19 protein-coding genes are annotated in these 26,706 nt (G+C 46.3%); 1 reads left to right on the forward strand and 18 read right to left on the reverse strand.

What is annotated here, in order from left to right; genetic code table 11:
* Nucleotides 1–26: 26 nt before the first annotated feature.
* The 5 genes from PREMU_RS12355 to PREMU_RS12370 all read right to left on the reverse strand — a co-directional run bounded on the left by PREMU_RS12355 (nucleotide 27) and on the right by PREMU_RS12370 (nucleotide 8,972).
* The gene (locus PREMU_RS12355; protein WP_007575769.1) at nucleotides 27–3,281 is read right to left on the reverse strand and encodes an Eco57I restriction-modification methylase domain-containing protein; all 3,255 of its coding nucleotides are present in this window, start codon (nucleotides 3,279–3,281) and stop codon (nucleotides 27–29) included.
* A 10-nt stretch (nucleotides 3,282–3,291) separates the two neighbouring features.
* Nucleotides 3,292–6,621, reverse strand: a complete 3,330-nt coding sequence (locus tag PREMU_RS12360) for a helicase-related protein (protein ID WP_007575771.1) — start codon at nucleotides 6,619–6,621, stop codon at nucleotides 3,292–3,294.
* A 22-nt stretch (nucleotides 6,622–6,643) separates the two neighbouring features.
* A complete protein-coding gene (locus tag PREMU_RS12365) occupies nucleotides 6,644–7,270 on the reverse strand; it encodes a hypothetical protein (RefSeq protein ID WP_007575773.1) in 627 nt (208 codons plus the stop codon).
* A gap of 24 nt (nucleotides 7,271–7,294) precedes the next feature.
* On the reverse strand, nucleotides 7,295–7,447 hold the full coding sequence (locus tag PREMU_RS15160) for a hypothetical protein (protein ID WP_156804019.1): 153 nt from the start codon (nucleotides 7,445–7,447) through the stop codon (nucleotides 7,295–7,297).
* 232 nt (nucleotides 7,448–7,679) lie between these two features.
* Nucleotides 7,680–8,972 carry an ATP-binding protein gene (locus PREMU_RS12370; protein WP_007575780.1) on the reverse strand — a complete coding sequence of 431 codons (1,293 nt, stop codon included), beginning with the start codon at nucleotides 8,970–8,972 and terminating at the stop codon, nucleotides 7,680–7,682.
* A 1,135-nt stretch (nucleotides 8,973–10,107) separates the two neighbouring features.
* Here PREMU_RS12370 and PREMU_RS12380 point away from each other — a divergent pair.
* Entirely contained in the window at nucleotides 10,108–10,308 is a 201-nt protein-coding gene (locus PREMU_RS12380) for a helix-turn-helix transcriptional regulator (protein WP_007575782.1), read from the forward strand.
* 543 nt (nucleotides 10,309–10,851) lie between these two features.
* On the opposite strand, the gene PREMU_RS12385 is transcribed toward PREMU_RS12380, so the two are convergent.
* The 13 genes from PREMU_RS12385 to dnaG form a co-directional block, all read right to left on the reverse strand.
* A complete protein-coding gene (locus PREMU_RS12385) occupies nucleotides 10,852–13,110 on the reverse strand; it encodes an AAA family ATPase (RefSeq protein ID WP_007575783.1) in 2,259 nt (752 codons plus the stop codon).
* A 183-nt stretch (nucleotides 13,111–13,293) separates the two neighbouring features.
* The gene (locus tag PREMU_RS12390; protein ID WP_007575784.1) at nucleotides 13,294–14,988 is read right to left on the reverse strand and encodes an acyl-CoA dehydrogenase family protein; all 1,695 of its coding nucleotides are present in this window, start codon (nucleotides 14,986–14,988) and stop codon (nucleotides 13,294–13,296) included.
* 26 nt (nucleotides 14,989–15,014) lie between these two features.
* Nucleotides 15,015–16,037 (reverse strand): electron transfer flavoprotein subunit alpha/FixB family protein, encoded by a 1,023-nt coding sequence (locus PREMU_RS12395; RefSeq protein WP_007575785.1) that lies wholly within the window; start codon nucleotides 16,035–16,037, stop codon nucleotides 15,015–15,017.
* A gap of 30 nt (nucleotides 16,038–16,067) precedes the next feature.
* A complete protein-coding gene (locus tag PREMU_RS12400; RefSeq protein ID WP_007575786.1) occupies nucleotides 16,068–16,952 on the reverse strand; it encodes an electron transfer flavoprotein subunit beta/FixA family protein in 885 nt (294 codons plus the stop codon).
* 161 nt (nucleotides 16,953–17,113) lie between these two features.
* Complete coding sequence (locus tag PREMU_RS12405) at nucleotides 17,114–18,550, reverse strand: ATP-dependent DNA helicase (RefSeq protein ID WP_007575788.1); 1,437 nt, start codon at nucleotides 18,548–18,550, stop codon at nucleotides 17,114–17,116.
* Nucleotides 18,547–19,077 carry a 16S rRNA (guanine(966)-N(2))-methyltransferase RsmD gene (gene rsmD, locus PREMU_RS12410; protein WP_007575790.1) on the reverse strand — a complete coding sequence of 177 codons (531 nt, stop codon included), beginning with the start codon at nucleotides 19,075–19,077 and terminating at the stop codon, nucleotides 18,547–18,549. Before rsmD ends, PREMU_RS12405 begins: the two co-directional genes overlap by 4 nt.
* The gene (locus tag PREMU_RS12415) at nucleotides 19,074–19,874 is read right to left on the reverse strand and encodes a DUF3822 family protein (protein WP_007575792.1); all 801 of its coding nucleotides are present in this window, start codon (nucleotides 19,872–19,874) and stop codon (nucleotides 19,074–19,076) included. Before PREMU_RS12415 ends, rsmD begins: the two co-directional genes overlap by 4 nt.
* A gap of 24 nt (nucleotides 19,875–19,898) precedes the next feature.
* Nucleotides 19,899–20,378, reverse strand: coding sequence for a type IV pilin protein (locus tag PREMU_RS12420; RefSeq protein ID WP_007575794.1), 480 nt, complete (start codon nucleotides 20,376–20,378; stop codon nucleotides 19,899–19,901).
* Nucleotides 20,379–20,416: 38 nt separating this feature from the next.
* The gene (cls, locus tag PREMU_RS12425) at nucleotides 20,417–21,841 is read right to left on the reverse strand and encodes a cardiolipin synthase (protein WP_007575796.1); all 1,425 of its coding nucleotides are present in this window, start codon (nucleotides 21,839–21,841) and stop codon (nucleotides 20,417–20,419) included.
* 30 nt (nucleotides 21,842–21,871) lie between these two features.
* Nucleotides 21,872–22,462: a 7-carboxy-7-deazaguanine synthase QueE gene (locus tag PREMU_RS12430; protein ID WP_007575797.1), complete on the reverse strand. Its 591-nt coding sequence runs from the start codon at nucleotides 22,460–22,462 to the stop codon at nucleotides 21,872–21,874.
* The gene (locus PREMU_RS12435) at nucleotides 22,459–22,788 is read right to left on the reverse strand and encodes a 6-pyruvoyl trahydropterin synthase family protein (RefSeq protein ID WP_007575798.1); all 330 of its coding nucleotides are present in this window, start codon (nucleotides 22,786–22,788) and stop codon (nucleotides 22,459–22,461) included. Before PREMU_RS12435 ends, PREMU_RS12430 begins: the two co-directional genes overlap by 4 nt.
* Before the next feature lie 34 nt (nucleotides 22,789–22,822).
* A complete protein-coding gene (locus PREMU_RS12440; protein ID WP_007575799.1) occupies nucleotides 22,823–24,550 on the reverse strand; it encodes a hypothetical protein in 1,728 nt (575 codons plus the stop codon).
* Between the two features lie 90 nt (nucleotides 24,551–24,640).
* The gene (dnaG, locus tag PREMU_RS12445; protein ID WP_007575800.1) at nucleotides 24,641–26,647 is read right to left on the reverse strand and encodes a DNA primase; all 2,007 of its coding nucleotides are present in this window, start codon (nucleotides 26,645–26,647) and stop codon (nucleotides 24,641–24,643) included.
* Nucleotides 26,648–26,706 lie beyond the last annotated feature (59 nt).

The raw sequence follows: 26,706 nt of genomic DNA on the forward strand, positions 1-26,706 counted from the left end.
ATTTTCTTATTGTCCGCCATAAACATCTACACTTGTCTGTTTTTTATGAAAGCGATTTCTGAAGGTGTAAGATTGAATACTTTATAAAAATCGTTTTCTTTAGCAATCGGTGGTATAGGTATTTCTAATACATAAATTGAAAACATCCTAACAGCCTTTTCCCCAAGTTGAACTGACAATGTTCTGTAGTACCAATCAACAAGAGATGTATTCAAATATCTATTGAGATGTTTCAAGACACTAAGGTCTTCTGTAGCAATGAAATAAGTTGTATTATTGCAAAACATCACATCTTCACACATACAAAAGCTTAAATGCTGAGTAATGTCTGCATAAAATAATTTTGGCTTATAAAAATCCTCCAAATAAGTGCAATTCCTGAGGTTATATGGCGTTTCTCCTTTGTCGGCTCTCTTTGAAATTTTATCCCAATACTGGTCAAGATGAGCTTTTACAGCAGGATAATCCTCAATATGAATACGTTCCAACTTACCACGAATGCCATTATGAGTATTGATAAGCCACAGGTTTGCCCAGTTATATCCATACCTTTTGATATCCCTGCCACGCAGAATCGGTCGTATAAGTTCAGCCGTTCGTTTGCGCTCATCCTCGGACTTGCAGTTGGCTAATATTTCATCTCGCTTTTCTGTTGAGATAATGAAAGCCTCGTTGTAACCAGTAAGTACACCACGATATATGTTTATGTCCCAATCTTTGAGAGGTGTCCCAACAGCCTCAATCTTTCGCTTGATGCTCTGCCCTATTGGAGACAATATTACCCAGCTATCGCTATTATTAAACTCACATATTGCACCACTCTGCTGCACGAAATCGCTCAAATTCTTCACGCTATCCTTGTTTTGCTTGTTGGTAACAGCACACCATGTCTTATGCTCATTGGAGGCTTTGGCAAAGAGCAGGATATTTGTATCCACTGTTGCACTCTCAAAGATTTTCACGCCGGCAAAATCTATCAAGAGCATGGGATTGGTGTTCTTGGCGAAGAAGTCGCGAGTCTTTTCACCATAGCCAGCACGCATCCACTTGTTTGACGTGATATAGCAAAGATGGCCATTGGGCTTCAGTAACTGATAGCCACGTTCGTAGAATAGGCAATATATATCGCCTGTGCGCGCAAAGGTTTTGTAGTTACAGCCTGCATACAATTGTGCCAATTCACCACCATTATTCTGCAATTGGATGTACGGCGGATTGCCTATAACAATGTCAAAGCCATCGCTGACTCCAAACATCCATTCTGGGTCGAAGAAGCCGGCAACGGCATTTTGGTCGTATAGATTCCATTCTGCAAGCTGCTTAGCATCAGCAGGGGCAAAGTCATTATCTTCAGCCAACAGACGAGCAAGTTTCTCGCGAAGTTCTTTATCTTTTTGCCGCAATGTGCTTTTGCGGTTTGCCGTCTTGGCTGCAAAATGCTCATGGCGGATTTCCGTCAAGGCCTGTTTCGTTGGCTTTATCTCTGGATTCTCAAACAGGTTATGGCTTGGCTGTTGCTTTTTGGCAATCAAAGAGTTTGCAGCGACAAACTTTGTTTCGAGGTTAGGCAATGTGGGAATGCCAAAATTGGGCTTGTTTGCATCTTTCTCACAATTGCAGATAAGCGAGATGAAGAAACGTAACTTCGTGATTTGGACTGCAATACTCTGAATGTCACTACCATAGATACAGTTCTCGATGATAGACAGCTTCAAGTCATAAGTATTCTCCCCGGGAGAAATATGACTAAGAATATCTATCATGCGATTGAGCAATCCCATAGGGAATGCTCCCGAACCACAGGCAGGGTCGAGTATCTTTATGGCTTTCAGTTTGTCTGCAACAATTTTGTATTCATCCGTTTTTGTCTTGTCGTAACTGAACTCGGGTGAGAACAGCGAGCGTACAAAAGCGGTGTTGCCCAAATAAGAAATAAGACTCTCATCAACCATATAGTTGACGATTTCACGTGGTGTATAGAACGAGCCACTTTGATTGCGTGCCGTTTCTCTTGTCTCCGGGTTATAGGCGCCCAACAGGTTTTCAAAAACCTTACCAAGCAGTTCCGGATCAAGTGCCACCTGTTGCTCTTCTGGAGAGTTTTCTTCAATAGTGAAATTATAGCGGCTGAGTATTGATATTAAACCTTTCTCCTCATCAAAGAAAAGGATATTCGGCACTACAGCACGGTTGCGGTAGCGTCCGTCGGCAAACTTCTTGTCGTTACGGCTGAAACCGTCATCATTGTAGGCCTGCTCCACTCCGTCAATTGTCTTGGTCTTGTCAAGACATTCAAAGAGACCACCATTGAGGAAAGGAACCTCCGAGAACATCTTTATCACTTCATCCTCACTGATCTTGAACATTTCGGGATAGCGATAAAGCGTCTTGATGTCTTTCTTCACATTGGTTGCAAAACGGCGCTTGTTGCCCTGCTCATCCTCTATGGCACGGTTTAGTGTGGCAAAGAACAAGTTCTGAAGGATGGCATTGTAGTAGTTGCCAATCTCCTTGCTTTCAGGGTCAAAGTCTTTCAATATCGTTTCGAGGAAATCCACATCAAAGATTTTGTCTGGCACAAGGTCTTTCTGCTTGATAAACCACACGAACATGATTCGGGTTATCATGCGGATAATCTTTGTTTCAATATCCTCACGATCATCATCTTCCGTTGATGTGTTGTTCGGAAAATACACGCCCGATGCAGGGTCCACGGCCCATTGGTACCAGTCAAACAAATCTTTATAGAATTGCTTGGTAAGCGCTTCGACAGAGAAGGCTGCCGTAACATCGCTTAAAGACTGTTTACTATCCTTCAGCGCATGAAACTGCTCAATGGCGGTACGGCATCCGCGACCTTCTCCAAGAAGATAGGTGTATCGCTTTGTATTAGTTGAAAGCTTCTCATAGTCACCCTTCTTGTTGAATCCCCATGTCTCACTGACATAAGAGAAACGCAACACGCTCTCGTTTTTGCGATAACAGAACATGAACGCACCTGCATAGCCCATGCGTCGCCAATCGGCAGTGAGCATATCCCGAATTCCACGCTTGTTGCGTTCTATATCTACCTTATCCGATAATTCAACTTCATAGATAGCTAATTGCTGTTCGTCTGACAACGTGACAGTGCCAAGTTTGAGAGCTTCCTTGGCAAAGCGGCTATTTACTTTCACTTCGTATGGAGTTCTAAAGACCACTTTGTTAAGGAAGATATCATGAAGCAACCGCTGCCACGCCTCCCTGTTGTATCTTGATTCTATTATTCCCTTGTAATCCATTGCGTATGTTCTATTTAAACGATTCGGACAGAATGATCTCTGCATCTGTTTCTTGCTCGTTCATCTGAGCTTCTTGAGCGACGAAATAGGGAGCGTATTTCTTTGCCATATCGATTATCTCATTCAGCGCGTCAGCCGGCGACAACTTGTTCTTGCCACTGCGGGTAAGATCCTTCTGTATGCGTTGCAAACGTTTGGGGATATATGTGATAACACCTCGTTCTGCCAGAGTTTTTAATTGACTAACTTTTATGCGTACATCAGGATCATCTATTTCGCGGATAAAAAGATTAAGCAAACTGACTGCGGTTGTGACTTGTGCACCAAGAGACTTTTGCGCATCTTGCGCATTTTCCTGGTCGCACATTTCCTCATCTTGTATGGCACGAAATTTTTGCAATGCCATATTGATATGCTTGTAATGTTGTTCTATGCGCTCAACGGGCTGCTCATCTTTATTTGCCTTGAAATACTTAAGTGCATCAAGCACCGACAATTCCCGGGCGGTTTCAGACACGAGGAAGAACACCTTACGGAAGTTCGTTTTGAGAAACACGAGCGTGTCTCCGGACAGTGTCACGCCATCAACCTGTCTTGCGTCACGCCCGGTCCTGCTGCGCAATGACAACTTCTCTATGCGATTGTACTCCCTGCGATTGGTCATGTAAAGAGTTCTCAACTCCTCATAGAAAGGCAATTCCTGGTTATGGTCTTCCTTTTGACGGCTCATCCCCTCATCAAACAATTTGGTAAGGTCCCGGTCAAGAATTTCTTCCTGCGAATAGATTTGGTTGTCCTCACCAAATGTTGAATGGAACGTTTGTATCTTACTCAAAGCTATCTGGTTCAGATTGATTTCCCTATTACCTTCACGCGATGGATAGAATACATAGTTGTATATGTGCTTTGATGATGAACCTATACGGTTCACACGACCAATGCGCTGCATAAGTCGTGTACTGTTCCAAGGCGTATCGTAGTTGACTATCACGTTGGCTCTGTGTAAGTTTACTCCTTCTGCTAAAACGTCGGTTGTGAGGATAATATTGTATTTATTTAGCTTTGTTTTATAATTTGCATCAAAATTCTCACGAATCGTCTTGAACAGTTTGCTTCGGTTGTCAGCAGAGATGACCAACACATCCTTGCGATTGATGCGCCGTTCGAGGTATTTTACCGTATCAACAGACTCTGAGAACACCACCAGCTTTTGCTCAGGGTTACGGTCGGTCTTGAACAACTCATGCTTCAGCAGTTCGTTGAATTTTGCAAACTTGGAATCGTCTTCATCAGTTATCCCCTCCCATTCCTTGTACAGTTTCTCAAGTATTTCTTGGTCTTGATGCAACAGCTCAATATACTCAGGATCAAAATCTTCTGCCTTAAATACAGAGTTCTTTGGATTCTCCTCTGCTTTAGCATTCAGTTTTTCTTCTATTTCCTCGTCAGACAAACCTGCCTCCAACAAGTTGTTTATGTCAAGGTCGGGTGCAATGAAAACCTTATCACGACTGAACATGTCAATCATGTTCTGGTTGGCCTGACGGAAATTGTTCAACGATATTTGGAAGGCATAGAAACTGCTTTCAAGCCGCTTTACCAAACCATTCTTACGGATCCCGGCCAGGCTGCGGCTTATCAGTTCGGCATTGTCGTACAGGCCGTTTGCTGCTTCGGGTTTCAAATAGGCAATAGCCTGGTAACGGGCATAGCTCAACTTCTTGTCAAGCGTCTCCATCGCGCTTTCAAAAAGATTGGCCAAATGCTCATTCAGCTCATATCTGTTCTCAATAGGACGTTCAACCTTAGGGAATCCGTTTACGTCTTTGTTATAACGAGCGACGCTTTCAATGTCAGTTCTTGTACGTCGGACGGTCAATGGTTTGATGACACGGTCACGCACATGTTCTGCCAACTTTTTGAACTGTGTGACATCGAAATTCGGGTCTTTTCTTAGTTGTTGAAATTCTTTGATCAGAGGAGAGAAAAACGCAGTCAAGTTGGCCACGCCGTCTATCGTACAACGGCGGGGATCTTGAAAAAGCTGAATTTCATTATAGATGTCCGCAGGAGTGTTATTCATCGGAGTCGCTGATATGAGCATCACCTTTTTCTTATAGCCAGGAATATTGCCATGTTCTATACGTGGCATCTTGCAAATTTCCTGTAGTTGTTCAAAGGCAGCGGTGGTGTGTGAACGAAACTTATGAGCCTCGTCCACCAATATCAAATCGTATTCATCCGCATTCCAATAGTTATAGTTCTCCTCGTCAAGAACCTTTGCCAAACTTCCATTGGAAATAAATTTGGCATATTTGTCTATTCCAAAGTCTTTGAAGGTGGCTTTCCAGTTCTGTTCCACAGCCGGAGGATATACTACCAGTATTTTAGTCTTGTCCCGCCCGTTTTCTATTACGAACTTCTTTGCAATCATGGTCGCAATGACGGTCTTGCCAAGACCTACGACATCCGCGAGGAAAAATCCGTCATATTTGATGAGCTTTTGATAGCCCTCCATGACAGCATCCATCTGATAGTCATACTTGGTATACCCCTCAGGCATATCAAACGGATTATTGTCATCTGTAGCTAATACACGGTCGGAGAAATATTCCATAAGCATTTTGATGTACAAATCGTATGGTGCAACATCTCCCTTTAAATAAGTTCTGTCAATGGATGCCTTTATCTCTTCAGCAGTTATTTCGCATCCGTCCGCCTCTTTCCATAACAATTCAAATTCATCCTTGGCAAATTTAACATCATCAAATCTGTCAAGCTTGACATTGAATTCGTATTGTTTGTCTTGTGAAATACCAAGTCCATTACCAGACAAATTGCTTGAACCAGTTATGGCTATACCCTGTGAATACTGGTTGAAATCATCGGGATACAGGACATACAACTTTGCATGTATTCTCTTTGAAGGGTGAGCACGAAGTTCAAGTTTGCCATCTATAAGATCCTGAACCATCTGAAGCATGCCATTCTCCACTTCCTTTGAATAGTTGGAATGCTCTATGTCTTTGCGGATTTTGCGCAGGCAATCTTCTTTCACCTCTTCTTCTGCTCCAAGGAACATTTTCCCCTGCGTTGCAGCTTGAGCTATGTACTTGTCAACATCAATGCCAATAAGAACCCGCACCTTATTGATATTGTCCAAGAATGGGCGCAAGGAAAAATAGCCTGATGCACGCAGAAAGCCCACTACTGCATCAAGATTCTTGATATGATTGTTGTGCTGTAACACACCCTCAAACTCTTTCATAAGAGTGTTACCATTCCTATTCGTAAAGAAATTGGAATTTGTCGGTTGTATATTATTAGTTGTTTCGTTCATGTTGTGGTTCTAATTAGGTTCATTATTGTTTTACTCCTGGCATCTTCTTATACACGAAACTTTCTCCACCTGGGAAATATGCTTTGAATACAATACTAAGAAATTGCGCAATGTCCTTCCGCCTCTTGCCTATTTTTTTGAAGAAAGCGGAACTGGCATAAGACATGAGGTCAGCTTGACTACACTTGGTATTGACGGCAATTTCCACTTGTGGTATTACTATCTGGTCACGCTCGGCAAAAGTTATGGCACAGGCATTGATAGCCTCTTGTTCCTCTTTGCTGAATGTGCTTATTTTTTCCGCAAACCAACCGAGAGTTTCCTGTATCTTGCGTTTCCTTTCCTCATCCACAGCTTGCGACATGGCAGCAGCACGTTCTGACTCCAACTTCTCCACAGTATCTTCAAGCACCGCCACCTTTTTCTTCATGACATTGTACTTTACCATATTTGCCATGACGAAGTAATAGCAACATATGGCAACGATGAAGACAAGCACGGCTTGATAGCGTAGCTCGTCCACAATATTGTTCAGCCCTGTAATATAATGGCTCATGATTGGCACTGCCATCAACGACAACGCAGCACCAACATACATGAACCTAATCGACATGGCGCAAAAGCAAAGTGCCAGTAATGCTGTTCCCATATTATTCTGTTTTATTGTTTTGTTTCACGCACTCTTCGTCATATAAGTCACCATCTTCATGAAGCAGATATTCATATTCAGTACCGACAAGGCTCTCACGGTCATATTCTTTCCTGTACTCCATGATGTAAAATAACTTATGGTGTCGGGATAGTCATATAGACGAATCTTCGGCACACTTTCTTGTACATAAGCAATATGCGCTCATCATTGGCAAACTCAAACAGATAGTCAAGCATCGCCCTACCTCATTGGCTGTTGCGTGTTTCCTTGTGCAGAATTCCTCCACAACTGGAGCATATTCTATTGCAGCACGCTCACGAATCTGCATCAGTCCCTTTGCCAACTCTTTTATGCCAGCAAGAAACTCTTGATGATCCTTGTCTTTACTTATGTCGTTCATAACTTTTTAATCTTTTAAGCATGCAAGCGGTATTACTTTAACTCCGTCTGGACGTGTGTAAGCCATACTACCTCCCGTCATAACAATCATCAAATCTGGTTCACGAAGCGGCATTTGCTTTTCTTTTTTATTGTGCTCTTGAACAAGTCGTTTTATTCCCAAAAGATGTTTCGCTCCTTCTTCTATTTCACGACTGCCAAGTTTGCACTCTATCAGAGCGTAGCGTCCATCGTCAAGATGAAGCACAAGGTCGGCTTCCAGTCCGTAACGGTCGCGGTAATATGACAGATGATTGCCAAATCCTGGAGTATAAGCTCGAAGGTCTCTTGCACACATCTGTTCAAAGATAAAGCCAAAGGTCTTGAGCTGCGTCATCAATGCTTCCGGAGAAAGTCCTAAAGCTGCAATTGCAATGGATGGGTCAACGAAAGCCCGTTTTATACCACTTCGAATTGCAGTCTTGCTTCGGACGGTAGGACACCAAGCTTCGATATTGTCAATAACGAACAATCTGTTGAGGGAGGTTACATAATCCTCAAACGCACTCATAGAAAGTGAAACATCCCCAGAGACAGTAACATCAGCTAACAGAGCCGTATTCTTTGCCAATGTTGATATGTTACGAGCATACGAACGTAATATGGCACGAGTAGTCCGCTCATCCCTCTGTACGCCATCCACCCTAGAGATATCGCCCCGACAGATAGCATCTACATAGTTGCGTGCTATCAGCAACTTCGCCTTGTCGCTCTTCATGTTAAGAAATGCAGGCCATCCACCACGACAAGCGGCATAAATCAAGTCTTCAATCTTCATGTTTGAAGTAATGCCGTCTATATCTAAGTCTTTATTATCGAACAATTCTTTAAGTGAAATCTTTCCGTTAGACTCTCCCGATTCCCATAGACTCATTGGCAACATCTTCATTCGTGATATCCTACCCGTACCAGAATGATGAATCTTACTTCTGCCAACAACAGTAGATCCGGTAAGAATGAATTGTCCTGGAACCTGACGCTTGTCCACCATTGTGCGCACAGCATCCCAAAGTACAGGAGCGTCCTGCCATTCATCTATAAGGCGAGGTGTTTCACCCAACAACAGCAAGGATGGTTTTGAAGCAGCGGTTGCAGCGTATTCTTCCTGCATCTCCGTATCCTGCATCTTTATGACGCTTTTACTCATTTGCTCTGCTGTTGTTGTCTTGCCGCACCACTTAGGTCCCTCTATAAGTACTGCCCCAAAAGCCTCAAGACGCTCTGCCAGTTGAATGTCCGCAATTCTATGTGAATAACTCATGTTATAGCCGTATTTTTATTATGTGTGCAAAGTTAGTGATATTCAGTTATATTTGCAAGCAAAAACTAATATTTGTGTATATTTAGTTCTATGAATTGTGCTGTTTTGCAACTAACTTTTGTGGTAATCTGCAACTAACTTTTGTGGCATTTCATTTGTAGTTTTCGCTGTATTTTATTTGTAGTTTTTGCGGTAATACGTTTGGTATTTACAAGTAAAAAATACTACCTTTGCACTCGTTGAGTGCCTGTTTGCTTATCGTTGCTTATCCCCATAATTGCAGTACATTTGTAGCACGCTCACGCAAACGGCTTGTTTATAAGTGGTGTGCATTTCGAGGAGGTTAAGTAAGACAAGATAAATACTTGATAAGATTTAATAAGAAAAGAGGTGTAAATCAATGATTTGCACCTCTTTTCCGTTTTAGAATGTGGCAGAGGATTCTCGGAATATCATCAACACTTTCAAGATGAAAGAGGACGTGGTCTCCCATCATCTCTGATTTGACGGCCTCAGATAAATGATAGAGCTGTTGCCCATAGACTCGTTGGAGATAAATATTGTTAAGTGTAGCATTCTTTGTGTATTAGAAACTTGACATAATGAAAAGTATTCATTACTTTTGCAAACAAAAGCAGATATAATGTATCACTAAATAACACATCAATTATGAAACAGCATTATTTACTTCCGAATAGGTGCGCAGCAATTGGTTGGTGCATCTTCATCCCAATGTTGATCTTGGGTATTTTGCAACTCTGTGGTACATCGTTCATTGACGATGACAGTGTCTCATTCCGTACGTTGAATATTGGTATAGAACTGTTTAGCGCTAACCATATCATAAGCTGGACAAGAACCGGTATGCTCAACGAAATCACCATTTGTCTGCTACTCGTCTCGTTGTACATGATTGCGTTTGCAAGCGAGAGACAGGAGGACGAGTACATTGAGCATTTGCGCCTGTCATCGCTTGTGTGGGCACTTCGTGTACAAACTATTCTGGTGATCATCTCCACCTGGTTTGTCTTTGGAATAACCTATTTGGTGCTGATGGAGGTATTCATGATATCAACATTGATCATTTTTATCGTGAGGTTCAGGTATTTGCTTTATAGGTCAAGGAGGCATAACAATGAAGAATAGTGTAAGGGTGGAGAGAGCAATTGTCAGGATGACTCAGGCAGACCTTGCCGCGAGGATAGGGGTCTCCCGCCAGACCATCGTGGCAATAGAAAGTGACAAATACATTCCATCCACGGTATTGAGTCTTAAGATAGCACGGGTGTTTGGTAAACCTGTGGAAGACATCTTTATGTTGGAAGAAACGGATTAAGACAGGAATGCTGATCCGTGTGCTCTGCGTTTCCTTTGTCTCCTTCTTTACTGCTCTAAAATGCACATTTACGAGGGACTGTTTTTCTGCTAAAAACATTTTCTTTCCATTGGTTGCAACATTCTTCAGTGCAGGGTAGGGCCCTGTGCCCTACCTCAGATAATGATTTCATCGGTTGAGACATTGTTTGAGGTAGGGCACAGGGCCCTACCCTGCACTGATACCCGAGCCATCAATGGGGTGCCGTCCTGTCTTTCAGATACAGTCAGTCGGCTCTTCTCCTCATTTCCGGCACCTGTCCCCTTATACTTGCTACGCTTGGCATTGAAGTTATAGGTGACTTGCAGAGAGATGCTGCGTGTATAGTTTTATAGCAGTCCTTGATGGTTTCTGAATTTATTCCATTCAAGATCCAGCGCTCCTTGCCGGTCTTGAAATGAGTTCCCCATTTCACTACGTGAGACAATATGATTATAATTGCCTTTTCTTTAGAGCTAAGGTTGAAACAATAAAATAGGGGGGGCGGAAAGCTTTAGTCAATATCTATTTCATGCTGTTTAGCATGAAGTAGACCTCTTCTTTGGAGATGCTTTTAGGACACTTGGCGAGGATTTCATCAACGGCAGCATACTCCTCAAACTGTGAGAAAGCATGACGGATGGCGCGTACGTGTTCGGCTGGAATAATCTTGTCAGCACTTAACTTGCCCGTCTTGACACCTTGGGCGAGATGCCCCATGATTGTACTGGCTGCAAGTCCGCGCTCCTTAGCTATCTGATCTGGTTGCAATCCACTGTTGAACATGGTTATAGATACATTGGCCGACTCTCCTTTCTTCGTCGTGTGCTTCTGCGAATCTTTATTTTTTTGCGTCTTCTGCGTCTTTCGTAGACGATTTTCCTGTATTCTTTCAGGATCGGGCTCTTCGGCATATGGGTTCTCAACAGTGCTCTTGAACTTATAGCGTGGTCGTTTGTTGGCGGGGTCAATGGTATCCATAGCATCCAGTAAGGCTTCCTGTTTCTTGTGAAGATACGCGGCCACACTGAACGGGCTTTCTGCCATTACATCCAGCATTTTCTCTTTGGAGAGATATTGCAGCCAGAACTCTTTATAGCGTTCTTCAAGCTGTTCCATTCCTTGCTTGTTCTTTCCTTTTACCATCTTTGTCTTTTCGAGCAAGTCGGGAATTTGCTCCTTCAGTGCTGCCGCGAAATAGTCAGCTGAACTTTGTACGCGTCTTAGAAAAGTCTCTGTATGGAGGTTTTCAGTCATGGTTTTCCGGATGACACTGAGCCATTTGTAGGCCACGTCAATGACTTTCTTCTTGACAGTCTCCATCACTGTGCGATGATAGTCGCATAGTCGTGGGAAGGTCCTGAAATATTCTATCATGGTGCGGTTAAGCATCTGCTCGGCACTAAAGAGGAGATTGAAATTGAACATATCGAGGAGTTGCTCTTTGAAATAGTCCTCCTTGAGTGAAGGTAGTCGGCTGATGCTTTCCTCTGTCATTTGCTGTTGGTGTGAGATGTAGTTGGCCACGCGTGGATCGTTGAAGATGCTGCTGGCACCGATGCGTGAGGCGAGTACCATGCCTTCAAGGCTTTTGCAGCGGCTCAACGCCACATAGACTTGTCCAGAGGCAAACGAAAAGCCGGCATCGATGATGGCATGCTCGAACGTCAAACCCTGGCTCTTGTGAATGGTGATGGCCCATGCCAATCGCAGAGGATACTGCTTGAAGGTACCTGCTACTTGTGGCTCTATGGTCTTCTTCTCTGGATTGATGGCGTATTTGGTATTTTCCCATTCATCTTGCTCCACATTGATGGTTTCACTGTCGCCTGGACACTTCACGGAGATGGACTTCGCATCAATGGCTACAATATGGCCTATCTTGCCATTAAAATATTGATGTTTGACGGAAGGATCGTTTTTGATAAACATCACCTGCGCTCCCAACTTCAGCAGTAGGATTTCTTCAGCCGGATAGCTGGCGGCTGGAAACTCTCCCTTCACTTCGGCATGGAAGCTGTAGCGCTGCCCGGGGAGTTTCAAGAGTTCGCTCTCATTGTAGCTGTCAGCCATACGATTGTGCGTGGTGAGGCGGATATACCCGTCTTCCCGTTTGGGAATGAAGGTGGGATTGCAGCGTGAGTTGAGCTTATTTAAATCTTCCGATGTCGGCTTGCCATCGCGTACGTGGTTTAGGATATTGATAAATGTGGGGTCATGCTGCCGGTAGACGTGTGTGAGCTGGATAGTGACATAATTGATCTGCCTCAGTGCCTTGCTTCCGAAGAAATAGGGTGTGTCGTAATATTGGCTGAGGATGTGTTCCTCCTGTGGCGGCACCACGGGCGTGAGCTGTTGCAAATCACCTATCATCAAGAGCTGCACGCCACCAAAAGGCTGTGAAGCGTCACGGAAACGGCGCAGCACCGTATCGACAGCATCCAGCAGGTCGGCGCGTACCATACTGATCTCGTCAATCACTACCATGTCCAGTGAGGCGATGATACGGCGCTTTGCCTTGGAGAAGTCATAGCGGTCACGAATGGTTGCACCAGGAATATACGGAGTGAAGGGCAACTGGAAAAAAGAGTGGATGGTTACACCACCGGCGTTGATGGCCGCCACACCTGTTGGTGCCACGACAATCATGCGCTTCGAAGATTTTTCTTTGATAGTCTTCAGAAAGGTGGTCTTCCCTGTACCAGCCTTTCCAGTAAGGAAGATGCTGGTGCCGGTATGCTCTATAAACTCCCATGCTTCCCGTAGTTCTCTATTCGTCTCCATGTATGCCCGTATTTTCCTACAAAATTAAGGAAAACTTTGCATACATCATACTTATGGGAGTGTTTATTTTATGATGCGCTTTCTACTCTGTCAGATAAATGAATTGTAACTAACAAAAAACCACACTGGCAGAAAGCCAGTGTGATTTTTATAGTAAGTCTATGATAACGTGTTTCGACTTGCTTACTCTGCGACGAAGTTCTTCAAGTCATCTGCCTTGAAATTCATAATGTATGCGTGCGAGCCAATGCACTCTTCCTCAGCCATGCGGACAAAGACGTTGGCACTCTTCTCGAACTCCCCGGCGTCCTTTGTGGCGTCACGGAGGAGCAGAAGCGAGAGAATGATGTCGCCTGTCATATTGTAGAGACGGCGTGCCAGGAAGTCATGCTCCTCCTGATTCTCGTCAGCTTTGACTTTCTCCACAGCTTCAGTGTAGAGATCCACACACTTGACAATTCGGCCACGAAGCGGTTCGACAGCTTCGGAAACCTCATCGGTCAGCATCTCTTTCATGATATTCAGGTATGTACCGTTCGTGATGTAACGGACGGCTGCCACTACCTGCAGCTGTGTCGTACCCTCATAGATGGAGAAGATACGGGCGTCGCGGAGCAGGCGCTGCGCCTTGTATTCCATGATGAATCCGGAACCGCCGTGCACGCTCACGCAGTCGTAGGCAGCCTGGTTGGCGTACTCTGAAGTCATGCCCTTGCCCAGAGGAGTGAAAGCGTCGGCCAGACGGCTGTACTGTTTCATTTCCTTGCGCTCATCGGCAGTGAGCTTACGTTCGCGCGAGATATCTCCGAGCGTCTTGTAGATATCGACATAGCGCGATGTCTGGTAGAGGATGGCGCGGCTGGCATCAAGCTTGGCCTTTGTGCGTGAGAGCATGTCGTAGACAGCGGGGAAGTTGACGATAGCTTCTCCAAACTGTTTGCGCTCGCGGGCATAAGCCAAGGCCTGGTCGTATGCCTCTTGCTGGAGGCCTACGCTCTGGGCAGCGATGCCGAGACGGGCACCGTTCATCAGGCTCATCACATACTTGATGAGGCCGAGACGCCGCTCACCACAGAGCTCTGCCTTAGCGTTTTTATAGACAAGCTCGCACGTAGGGGAGCCATGGATGCCAAGCTTGTTCTCGATGTGGCGCACGTCCACGCCGCCGTCGCGTTTGTCGTAGATGAACATTGAGAGGCCACGCCCGTCGCGCGTTCCTTCTTCAGAGCGTGCAAGAACGAGGTGTATGTCTGAATCGCCATTGGTAATGAAACGCTTCACTCCATTCAGTCTCCAGGTGCCGTCGGCATCCTGTGTCGCCTTAAGCATAACATGCTGAAGGTCAGAACCTGCATCGGGCTCAGTGAGATCCATCGACATGGTCTCTCCGGCACAGATGCGGGGAATGTATTTTGCCTGCTGCTCAGGTGTACCGAACTCATAGAGCGTGTCGATGCAGCTTTGCAGTGACCAGATATTCTGGAAACCGCTATCAGCTGCCGACACCAGTTCTGACAGCATGGAGAAGACAGTCATAGGGAGATTCAGTCCGCCAAATTGGCGCGGCATAGTGACCCCCCATAAGCCGGCTTTACGGGTAGCGTCCAGGTTCTCATAGGTCTTGGAGGCATAGACCATGCGGTTGTTCTCGAGATGCGGGCCTTCGAGGTCCACACTCTCTGAGTTGGGCTCGATGATATTCTGTGCCACTTCGTCGGTGATATCAACGACGCGCTTGTAGTTCTCAATGGCATCCTCATAGGAAACGGGAGCATAGTCAAACTGATCCTTGTCGGTGAAATCGCGTTCCTTGAGCTCGACAATGCGCTTCATCAGAGGCGAGTCGAGATAATATTGTAATTTCTTTGCTTCAATCATAATAAAAGAAGTTCTGAACTTCTATTTTACTTAGAATTCTGTTTGTAATACTTGATGAGTTTCGGTACGACCTCTTCTACGGTGCCAGTAATGACATAGTCGGCGATCTGGTTGATGGGAGCATCCGGATCACTGTTGACAGAGATGATGATACCTGCATCCTGCATGCCGGCGATGTGCTGGATCTGTCCGCTGATACCACAGGCTATATAGACTTTCGGATGAACAGTGACACCTGTTTGTCCAACTTGGCGGTCGTGGTCAACCCATCCTGCATCCACTGCAGCACGGCTTGCGCCAACCTCACCGTGAAGTTCTTTGGCGAGCTGGAAAAGCATGCCAAAGCCCTCTTTAGATCCCATGCCATAGCCACCTGCCACAACAATGGGGGCGCTCTTAAGGTTGTTCTTGGCTGCCTCCACGTGACGGTCAATAACCTGAACGGCGTAAGACAGAGGATTAATATACTTCTTAGGATTCGGGTAGACGACCTCTCCTTTGGCTTTGCCTTCATAAAGCGCTTTCTGCATGACGCCGGAGCGCACGGTAGCCATCTGCGGACGATGGTCGGGGTTGACGATCGTTGCCACAATGTTGCCGCCGAAGGCAGGACGGATCTGATAGAGCAGGTTCTCGTAGTGCTTGCCGGTCTTCTTGTCGTCGTAGTCGCCGATCTCGAGCTGTGTGCAGTCGGCAGTGAGCCCTGAGGTCAGTGAGGACGACACACGGGGGCCGAGGTCGCGTCCGATGACTGTGGCGCCCATGAGAGCGATCTGCGGCTTCTCTTCCTTGAAGAGATTGACAATAAGATCTGTATGGGGTGCAGACGTGTAAGGGGAAAGGCCCTCACCGTCGAAAACAAAGAGTTTATCGACACCATAAGGCAGGATCTGGTCTTCCACCTTGCCTTTAATACCGGTGCCTGCCACAACGGCCTCAAGTTCCACACCGAGGGTATCGGCGAGCTTACGGCCCTTGGTGAGCAGTTCCTGTGACACTTCCTGAACGGTGGTGCCCTCTATTTCGCAATATACAAATACGTTGTTCATTTTTATATAAAGAACTTCTGAACTTCTAAATTATCCTATAATATTCTCTTCCAACAATTCTTTCACGAGGCTCTCTACATCGTTGTCAGAAGCAGTAAGCTGTTTGCTCTCCTTTGCTTGGAAGACAATGTTCTTCACTGCCTTCACCTTTGTGGGCGATCCTGCCAGACCGCACTGTTCGCAGTCGGCACCACAGTCGGCAATACTCCACTGGCCCAGTGTGAGATAGGGACGTGTCTCATAGAGTGCCGTCCAAGGCTCGTCACCTTTGCGCTCCATGGGGCAGGTAGCATATTTGTATTTCATCACGCGCTTGGCATTGCAGGGGCGTGCGGGAGCTGCCGTGCCGTTCACGGTTACCATCACCGGCAGCGGAGCCACAACGGTCTCCACGCCGCCATCAATATGACGCATGATTGTAGCCTTGCCGTCCTTGATTTCTTTAATCTCTTCTGCATAGGTCACCTGATTGAGACCGAGCTTCTGGGCTACCTGAGGTCCGACCTGTGCCGTATCACCGTCGATAGCCTGACGGCCACCGATGACGAGGTCGACATGGAAGATGTCCTTGTTGATCTTCTCGATAGCCTTGGAAAGGAAGTAAGCCGTGGCGAGGGTATCGGCTCCCGCGCTTTTGCGGTCAGTAAGCAGCCAACCCTCATCAGCGCCACGGTAGAGACTTTGACGCAGGATCTCGCCGGCACGGGGAGGACCCATCGTGACAACACCTACGTGTACGTTCTCCGGATCCTGATCTTTCAGGCGTAGTGCCTGCTCCAACGCGTTGAGGTCTTCAGGGTTGAAGATGGCAGGCAGCGCCGCACGGTTCACCGTGCCCTCTGCTGTCATGGCATCCTTACCGACATTGCGCGTGTCGGGTACTTGCTTGGCAAGTACTACAATGTTCAATTTCATGTAATCTTTATAATATAATTGTGTTATACTCTATGAGTTACGCCTTAAAAGACGAGGCAAAATTACTATATTTTTACTTCCCTACCAAAGAAAAGGCATGAAAACAGTCCCTTTTTGCACAAATAATGGTGTATTGTGCATAAACTGGTTGAAGAACAAGTCTATGGGTCTTCAATCTGTGTCCTGGGCCAATTGACAAGAAAAAGTTTCTCCTTTGCTCTTGTAAACGCAGTGTAGAGCCAGTGGATATAATCGGGTGTCAGCATGTCGTTGGTCATGAATCCCTGGTCGAGGTAGACATGGCGCCACTGTCCGCCCTGGGCTTTATGACAGGTGACCGCATAGGCGAACTTCACCTGCAAAGCATTAAAGTACTTGTTCTTCCTGAGTGCTTTCATGCGGTCGAGCTTGCTGGAGATATCTTGATAATCCTCCATCACGGCATTGAACAGCTGCTCATTTTGGCCTCTGGACAATGAAGGAGCTTCGCTGGTGAGTGTATCCAATATAAGTTTGGTATCGAGTTCGTAATTATCAAAGTCGGGGAACAGAAGCGTGGCATCCGCAAAATGAAAACCATATAGATCCATGAAATGGCTTACGCGTCGTACCATACAACGATCGCCATTGGCAATAAAGATTTCTTTGGAAGCATTCGCCTCACGGTTCTCATTACTAATGTATTTGTTTTTCACTACCATCAACATGTCACCTTGGCAAAGTGCCTCTTCTCGGTCAAGAATAGTGTTGCGGATGCCTTGATTGTAGATATTGGCCCTTTTATTTGAGTGCGTGATGACAATGGTTTCGTCAGTTCCTACTTGGCTATAGCTCGAAGCAAGACTTTCAATGAGCTCATTGCCTGTCAGAAGGACAATATCTGCAAATCCGGTAAAACGTATCTTGGGTAATTGTGTCAGTTCGTTGTGAGTGATCATTTTGCGGATAATGGTCGCATTAAAAAGGATTCCGGAGTGCTGGCCTTGTCGGAGTACTGTGTCGAGGTCGCATTGATAGACATGAAGGCCATAACTTTCCAACTCTTGGGCCGACAGTGCCGCAGCCTCCTCTTCGCCCACGGGCGGCAGCTGAGCTTTATCACCTATGAGCATAAGTCTGCAGTTGTTTCCGTTATAGACGAAGCGCAACAAATCATAGAGTACACTGCCGGAGCCAAATCCAGACTCGCCAGCAGTGCCATTGCCGATCATCGATGCCTCATCGACGACAAATAGTGTGTTTTTATGAACGTTGAAGTTGAGTTCAAAACTTCCATTGATACCCGTAAAACTCCTTTCGCGATAGATGGTCCGATGGATAGTTGAGGCGGATATCCCGCTATCAAGGGAGAATACTTTAGCGGCACGGCCTGTTGGTGCCATGAGTACAAGTTTTTGCCCAAGGGAATGCAACGTATAGACCATAGCTGAGGCAAGAGATGTCTTCCCCGTGCCGGCAGACCCTCTCATCACCATTACCACATTATGGGTACGATCCGCAAGGAAACGGGCGAAGATGTTGAGAGCATTCTGTTGGTCGATAGTCGGAGTGAAGCCGAAGTTGCCAATGATGCGGTCAACAAATTCGTGTGTTTTCATCTAAATAATGAGAAGTTGACGCTCCCATAGCTCCGGTGCTCAATGAAGTGTGGTTCCTCAGAGAAGTTGTAGTTTTTGCCATGCTCAAGCACTAAAACGCCTTCCGGTTTCAATAACTGATATTGGAAGATGAGACTGGGGATAGTATCAAGAGCATCCAATGCATAGGGTGGATCTGCAAAAACAAAGTTGAACTGCTCGTGACATTTCTTCAGGAAACGGAAGGCGTCCCCTCGGATGAGTATATGATCGGTGGTGCCTATCTTTTTCATGCACTGTGTGATGAATGCGGCATGTTCTCTGTTTCCTTCTACGCTCACCACGGGTCTACAACCGCGTGAAAGCATCTCGAGCGAGATACTTCCAGTTCCTGCGAACAGATCGAGGGCTGCGATGCCATCGAAATCGAGATAGCCGTTAAGGACATTAAAGATGCTTTCTTTGGCAAAGTCTGTGGTAGGACGCGCCTTAAATGTCCGGGGGATGGAGAAATGCCGTCCCTTATATTGTCCGGTAATGATTCTCATGCAAGTAGTGCGGTTATCATGTCAAACGTAATTCCCTTCTCTTGTGTCAGTGGCGCATTGTTGAAACTTGCTGAGGTGCCGATTACTGCTACCATCTGGACATAAATGCGAAGAGCCTTGAGCAAGTTCTCTTTATCGGGAATGGCTCCGACCAGAAAGAGTTCATCATGCAGTTGGTCAAGGGCTAATTGCTTCCAAACGAAGAGTATAAAATAGGTCATGTCCTTTAGAGAGCGCGCATTGAAACGGTTGAAAAATATGAAGTGGTTACGTTCGAAGCTGAATATCTCCAGTGCCTCATCATGAAAATACGCATACAGTTTCCGGCGGTTTCCCAGAAAGCTTCTGCGATGGAGGTAGTCCCACACCGGTTGCATGAGGTGGAGGTATCTCACGTTTTCGTAATGGTCTTCAATGACAAGTTTTAAATCACGGTTGACAGCAAACAAGGCTACAGCATTCAAGTCGGGCAATACATTGCTAAGGACGATGCTCCCCTCTGTTGAGGGGAATGAATGCATGTAGAGTGTCTCGTTGTCACTCTCTTTATATTCATCCAAAGGGATGAGCAGGGTAGGACTGTCAATAAGGACTTTAGCATTTGTCACGGGTTCTTTGAGTAATTCTACAGTCTTGAAGGCATCTCGGAGATTGGCAGCTACAGAAATGCCACTCTTTGAGATGTACTTGAAAAATGAGCCCTTAGTACGGTCATTACTGTCCGGAATCGCAATGGCAAGCGACTCAGAAGAGACTCTGATAGTTATCCGGCGATTGATATATTGTTCGTTATTCATCTCTTGGAATCATTCATTCAGACGTCACCAATTCCCTACATTATCGTTGGGTACATTGATGTCTCCGATTTTAAGCCCTGGAAATCTCCCGTTAACATTGGCCTCTTCTGTGAGGTCTGCAATACTGGTCTTATCAAGTCCCTGCAAGTATTGACTGTAAGTGGCACCGCACTCCATGACGGGGATTTTTCCGCCGCCCTTCCCAGGCAGTGTGGTAGCTGTCAACGTGAAACACATACCTCCACTGTAAGGGATGTAAGCTGCTGAATCGCTAAGAAGACCGCTCTCGACAAGATCTCTAAATGTTGTCGCATATACGCCGTGAAGTGTTCGGTACTTTTCCTCAGCTGAGCGAATGCTCATCAACCGCACTTTCACAGCCTTCTCTCTTTTTGATCTTTGATTGTCGAAACGGATAGGCGAGCCGATGCTCAGGATACAGAGTAATGCCAACATTAAGACGCATCCGCAGAGGATATACGTATGGTTTAATTTGGATTTCATCTCAACATGTTTTTCTTGGTGCAAAGTTACGAAAAAAATTACAAAAGCGGACTTAAAAGCCTTACAATACTTGCCCAAAGCCTTTTTATAAACGGGAAATGCGCGCTGCCGAAAACGTCGGAGAAAAGACGACTTTCTGACTGGTCATCAAGAAACATCTTTTTTACGCGCAAAGCGAGCCCCTCGTCGTAAAGGAAGACATTTGCCTCGAAATCGTGCTCAAAGCTGCGGAAATCGACGTTTGTGCTTCCGCATGAGCAGATACTGTCATCGCTAACCAAGACTTTGGAATGATTGAATCCTGCCTCGTAAAGATAGACTTTCACTCCAGCCTCCATTACCTCCAACACATAATTCACACTTGCCCATTCCACAATTTTCGAATCACCGTGCATGGGGATAACTAGTCTTACGTCGACACCGGCCAAAGCGGCTGTTCGCATGGCGAAGAACACGGGCTCGGTAGGAAGAAAATAAGGTGTCTCCATATAGACATATCGCTTGGCCTCAAGGAGGATACGGACATAGCCCTGCATAATGTCTGGCCACTTGGTTACGGGACTGCTGGTTACGACCTGTGCGATACTGTTGTTGCTGATGGTCGGATAAATAGGAGGATAATAGTCCCTGCTTGTAATGAGAGTGCGGTCCACGAAATACCAGTCAATGAGAAATGCCCGCTGGAGACCGTAGACAGCTCCACCCGTAATGCGCATCATCGTGTCACGCCAGGCCTGGGTACCGGTGCCTTTCACATAACGAGTCGCGATATTCATACCACCAATGAATCCGATCCGCCCGTCAATAACGATGATCTTGCGATGATTGCGATAGTTAGCTTTCGATGTAAAAGCGGGAAACTTTACCGGCATGAATGGGTGTACGTCAATTCCTGCATTACGCATGCGCTCAAAGAAGGAGTTCTTCACCTTCCAGCAGCCCACATCGTCATAAATCACCCTCACTTCAACACCGTGTTCGGCTCTTTCAATGAGCGCGTCAGCAATAAGCCTTCCGAGCTCATCATTGTTGAAAATGAATATATCAATGTGGATATGTGATTGGGCATGGCGGATTTCATGTAACAGTTCAGGGAAAAACTGATAGCCGGAAGTGTAAAGCTCCACTTCATTATCTTTGAAGGGGAGCGCCATGCTTTGGTTTTTGAACAGCATCATCAGCGGGCGATGTGATTCTGGAAGTCGAAGTCCTTCCTGTTCGATATATTCAAGCATCGATCGCTTCGTCAGTTGGCTAAGAGATCGCTCAGAAATAAGTCGTTCCTTGCGCGTGTTTTGTCCGAAAAAAAAATAGAGAATAATTCCAGCCACAGGCAATGCCCACAGCACAAGAATCCATGCCATAGTCTTGGCAGGCTGGCGGTTGTCCATGACAACTTTCAGCATGACCACAATGTCGATGACGACATAAATGCCATATATGAGCCAATAGAAATATCTCAATCTTTCGTAGACCTTTATGTAGGTTATCTATTATTTTACCCCAATGAGCTTATGGGTCTGAAGGCTGAGCCGCCATTGTGGATGCCGCATGATATAGTCCACGCATTGTCGCATGATACGAACGTTCACTTTCTTCTCACCACTGTCAAGTGGCTGGAGATAATAGAGACCGGCATTGATTTCATATCTCTGGGGATCAGTGCTGCCATCGAAGAGCACCTTTAGCTCATTGCAATGCTTAATGGTGACGTTTCCCTTGGGCGATACTGTCAGCCAATCGAGATTCTTTGGTGGCTCATGAGTACCATTGCTTTCCATGGCGACAAAGGAGAAACCTGCTGCGTGGATGTAATCGATGAGTGCTTCGTCCGCTTGCAGGGTGGGCTCTCCTCCTGTGAGCACCACCATCGGCATCCCTTCCGTGCAAAGGTATGACAGCTCTTTCATCCTGCTGAGAATCTTGCTGGCCGTCAGTTCTTCATAGTTTGTGAAGTCTGTATCACAGAATGGGCAACGGAGATTACAACCGCTGAATCTGACAAACACTGCGGCCCTGCCGGTGTTGCGGCCTTCGCCTTGCAGCGAATAGAAAATGTCGTTGACGCGATAGGTCTTGCTCATCTCTCGTAAATAGCCACGTTGCTTGCTGTCTCTGCTACCCTTGCTTTATAGCAGTGTGGAATCTCGTCTACGATCCATTTGGCGATATTCTCTGCCGTTGGATTGAAGTCGAGCTTTTGATTTAAGTCCTGATGGTCGAGGCGTCCGTGGATTTTATTCTTGATGAGTGTAAAGTCCACCACCATACCGTTGTTGTCAAGCTCCTCAGACTTGCAATAAACCGTTACTTGCCAATTGTGGCCGTGGATGTTCTCGCATTTGCTTCCGTGGTCAAGGATGAGGTGATGGCAAGCTGATATTTCAAATGATTTCTCGATATAATACATAACGATCTGAATGATATAGTTATTATGGTGTATCTTATTTCTTCGCTTTGTTTTTCTGTATATAAGCAAGCTCGTTGAGGGCGAAGTCGCTGTTCTCCGGATCGTCAAGCAATTTCTTGAGTATGGTTTCGGCCTCACCGTAGCGTCCGATGCTGACAAGGAGATATGCCTTTCTCCTATTGGCGAAGGCGACAAACCGCTCTATCTGTTGCCTTGATGGACCCTGACGGTGCCCTTCCTCCTCTCCGTTGTCCATATCCATGCTTTTCAGCATCATGTCAAGATTGGTGAGGAGCGTATTGATCGTGTCTAACGCACGAAAATCCTTACCATTGACCAGACAATTGATGTAAGCCTCCAAGTAAGACTGATGTGTTGAAGGCAATGTCATCTGCAGATAGTAACATGCCTTTTCATATTGGCGCAGATTCATGTAGCAGCAGCCAATGAGATAGGCTATCTCATCGATGATGCTTTTAGAGGTGCTCTCAATTCGCGGAAAGCCCGTCGTCATTTCTCGGTATGCATCCGTCAGGTACCGTAATGCCTCATAGAAACGTTTATGTAGAAAGAGATGGTGACCATTGTAGAAGTTTTCTGCCATGTGGCTGTCCTGCATCTTGGCAAGTGTTTTCTCCTCATCGGTCATGCTATCCTGTTCTCCATTCCTGATTTTGCTCATTGCTTCTTTCCACACATATCTGAAATGAGCAATGCGTTCAGCAGAGGGGGTAAGGTCATAACCGAGTAATATGCTGCTCATCAACTTTTGTCGTTGAGCAGCGCTTTCGTCTATATTCTCTGTCAATGATAATGGAGAAAGTGACAGAGTGACCCGATAATAGAGGGTGTCTGGTGTTTGCTCTTCAGCCTCAAAGTCTATGAGCAGATGCCGTGCTTTCAACAGGTCGCGCGGATCGTAGAAGTCGAGTTTGGCAACAGCAGACTTATTCTCAAAGGCGTTTTCTTTTATGAGGACTTCCTGAACCTTTAGGTTAAGAATCCTGTCCGGATCAGAAACTGCCATGGTCATGTTTCCTTTTGTCACCGTCATGTTGGTGGGGATAATGTCGGAGAGTCCCATCGCTACGCTGAGTAGGTCACGCATACTGTAGGGTATTGCCTTCGTCTCATGCCAATCCGGACCTTCTTCCTGATGTGTCATCTCTCGCTCACGGATGATTTCCAGCTCGCGGCTATAGTTGGCCTGTAGTTTTTCAGCATCCATGCCTTTGCTCCGGCCTAATTCGCTGATTTTCTTCGAAAAAGTATTTTGCCATCTGAACGCATCATTCATGACGCGTTCTATCGTATGGGTCATATCTTCATAGCTGATGGGGAGCACGCTGATGAGATGGATATCCACTTTCCCCTCCTTCTCGTCGATAGTGTAGACGATACGGCAGGCGTCGGTGTTGAGGTTGCAGAGGTTACACACGAGGCGGATGTCGTCCAGCCTGTCCATATCGGTCTTATAAAAATAGAGATAGGTGAGCCGTACATAAGGACTGTTTTTCTCCAAAGTGATATTGAAGTGTCCGCCTTGATAGGCATAGTGCGTTATAAGTTTGTCATTGTCTTTCTGCCATTCGGGACTGACATTTATCCGCCGCAGGGCTTGGCTCAAGATTCTTTGGGGTGTTGTTGTGGCATGTATCTGCCACAGCGGCCACTTGAGGCGAGGCCGCAGTATCCACCATGCTGCCAACGCTATGGTGAGTAAGCATAGCAGGACGGAAGAAATATGTTCAAGGTTTTGCATGGCATGCCATCGTATTTTTCCACAAAGATAGTAAGAATAATTGAGAAAATAGCATTATCGGTAAAAATAATGTTTCTTCTTTTGGATTACCTACAGGATGATATTGTTTCCTAACTGCCTCGCCAGAGCATTGCGTATCTGCTGCATGTCCTTGTATTCGGTCATCAGCTGTTTGAGTCTTTCTTTATTGGTGCCCACCTTCGCCATCTCAGTCTGGATTTCCTTGAGGTGTAGTTCTACATATCCTTTGCGGAAGTCGAGCAGCAAATGTTCGGTCTGTGTTTTAAGGGCATCGACTGCATTGGTTTCTCGTTGCAGCAGGGCTTCCTTGTTCTGAGGGCCTCCCTCCCGTTGCTTCGTGACGTGGTAGCTATCTGCCGACAGCTCTGTAGCTGCACGGCACACCTCAATGTCGTCGTGGTGCAGGAAGTAAGGTTCGGCTTTCCATTGCGGGTTTAAGCTGTGCTGTGAAGCCTCCTGCAGCATGCGGTCGAATAGTGTGTTACCCAGTGAGAGCCGGTCTGCGGCAAGACTGTAAGCTACTACTTGTGCCACCGTGAGATCATGGTGTTGTCCCTGATCATCCTCCACATTATTATATATAACACATTCTCCATGCTTGACTATAAGACGCATGAGGAGGGAAGAGGGAGTGGAAACTCCGTCAGAAGACTCGCTTCGGATTTCCCCAATGGGGGAGGGGAAAGGGCTGACGGACCCGTCTTCAGCGTCGCTGGAAGCATTGGTGCCGCTTCGATCATTAGTGAGGGTTGATGAAAAGCTATTAGCGCGACTTCTTATAAATGCGTTCATGCGATTGATGAGCGTAGCCTCGGAAATACCGATACGCTGCGAACAGTCGTGGAGATAGGTGTCGCGCAGGATGGGATCTTGGATTACAGAGATACTCCCTACAATGGAATTGATGGCGTCGGCCCGTTTCTTTGGGTCAGCCTCATCTTTGAGCAGCAGGTGAGTCTTGAACTGGATAAAGTCCTCCTGATGCGCCTCTATATAGTTGCGGAAGTCTTCGGCAGTGTGGTTTCTGGCAAACTCGTCAGGGTCTTGTCCGTTGGGGAGAAGCAGCACTCTGAGACTCATGCCTTCGGAGAGCAACATGTCAGTGCCCCGGAGGGCGGCGTGAATGCCTGCTGCATCGCCATCGTAGATGAGAGTGATGTTTGAGGTGAAGCGGTGTAGCATGTGTATCTGATGCAGGCTCAAGGCCGTACCCGAATTGGCCACGACATTCTCTATTCCGCATTGGTGCATGGAGATGACGTCTGCCTGCCCTTCTACCATATACACGCGATTCTCTTTGGCAATGGCGCGCTTTGCCTGCCAAATGCCATAGAGCTCGTGGTCCTTATGAAAAACCTCAGAGTCGGGTGAGTTAACGTATTTCTGGTTGACGCCTTTTGTGCGTTTGTCAAGCACGCGCGCCGTGAACCCTACCACCTTGCCGCTGACTCCTGTCCAGGGAAAGACGACACGGCCGGCGTAACGGTCGATCAGCTCGCCGAGCTCTGTCTGATAGCATAGTCCTGTAGCAACGAGAAACTCCGCCTTGTAACCCTTCTGCTTGGCGGCAGAGGCAAGCAGAAAGCGATCGGGGAGATCGTAACCGAGGTTGAATTTCCGGATGATGTCGTCGCGGAAGCCGCGTGACCGGAAATACTGCATGCCGATAGCCTGGCCGTCGGGATGGTCGTGGAGCAGGTCCTCGAAATACTTCTCGGCCCATTCGTTGACTATGAACATCGACTCACGCTTCGATTGCTCTTCCTTTTCCTCGTCAGTCAGTTCGTGTTCACGAATCTCAATGTGATATTTCTTTGCCAACCAGCGCAGTGCCTCCGGATAGGTGAGCTGTTCGTGCTCCATGATGAAGGACACGGCATTGCCGCCTTTGCCGCAGCCGAAGCAATGGCAAGTGCCACGCGCAGGTGATACATAGAACGATGGCGTCTTCTCATTGTGAAAAGGGCAGAGACCTTTGTAGTTGGCTCCTGACTTTTTCAGCGTGACGAACTCAGACACCACATCCACGATGTTGGCTGCTTCCTTGATTTTTTCTGCCGTTTGCCTGTCTATCATAGCTTTCCCTTATTGCCAGCTTATTGATTGGCTGTTGATGTTGCAAAGATACGATTTTT

Origin of the sequence: Hallella multisaccharivorax DSM 17128 (genome assembly GCF_000218235.1) — a bacterium.
GTDB lineage: Bacteria > Bacteroidota > Bacteroidia > Bacteroidales > Bacteroidaceae > Prevotella > Prevotella multisaccharivorax.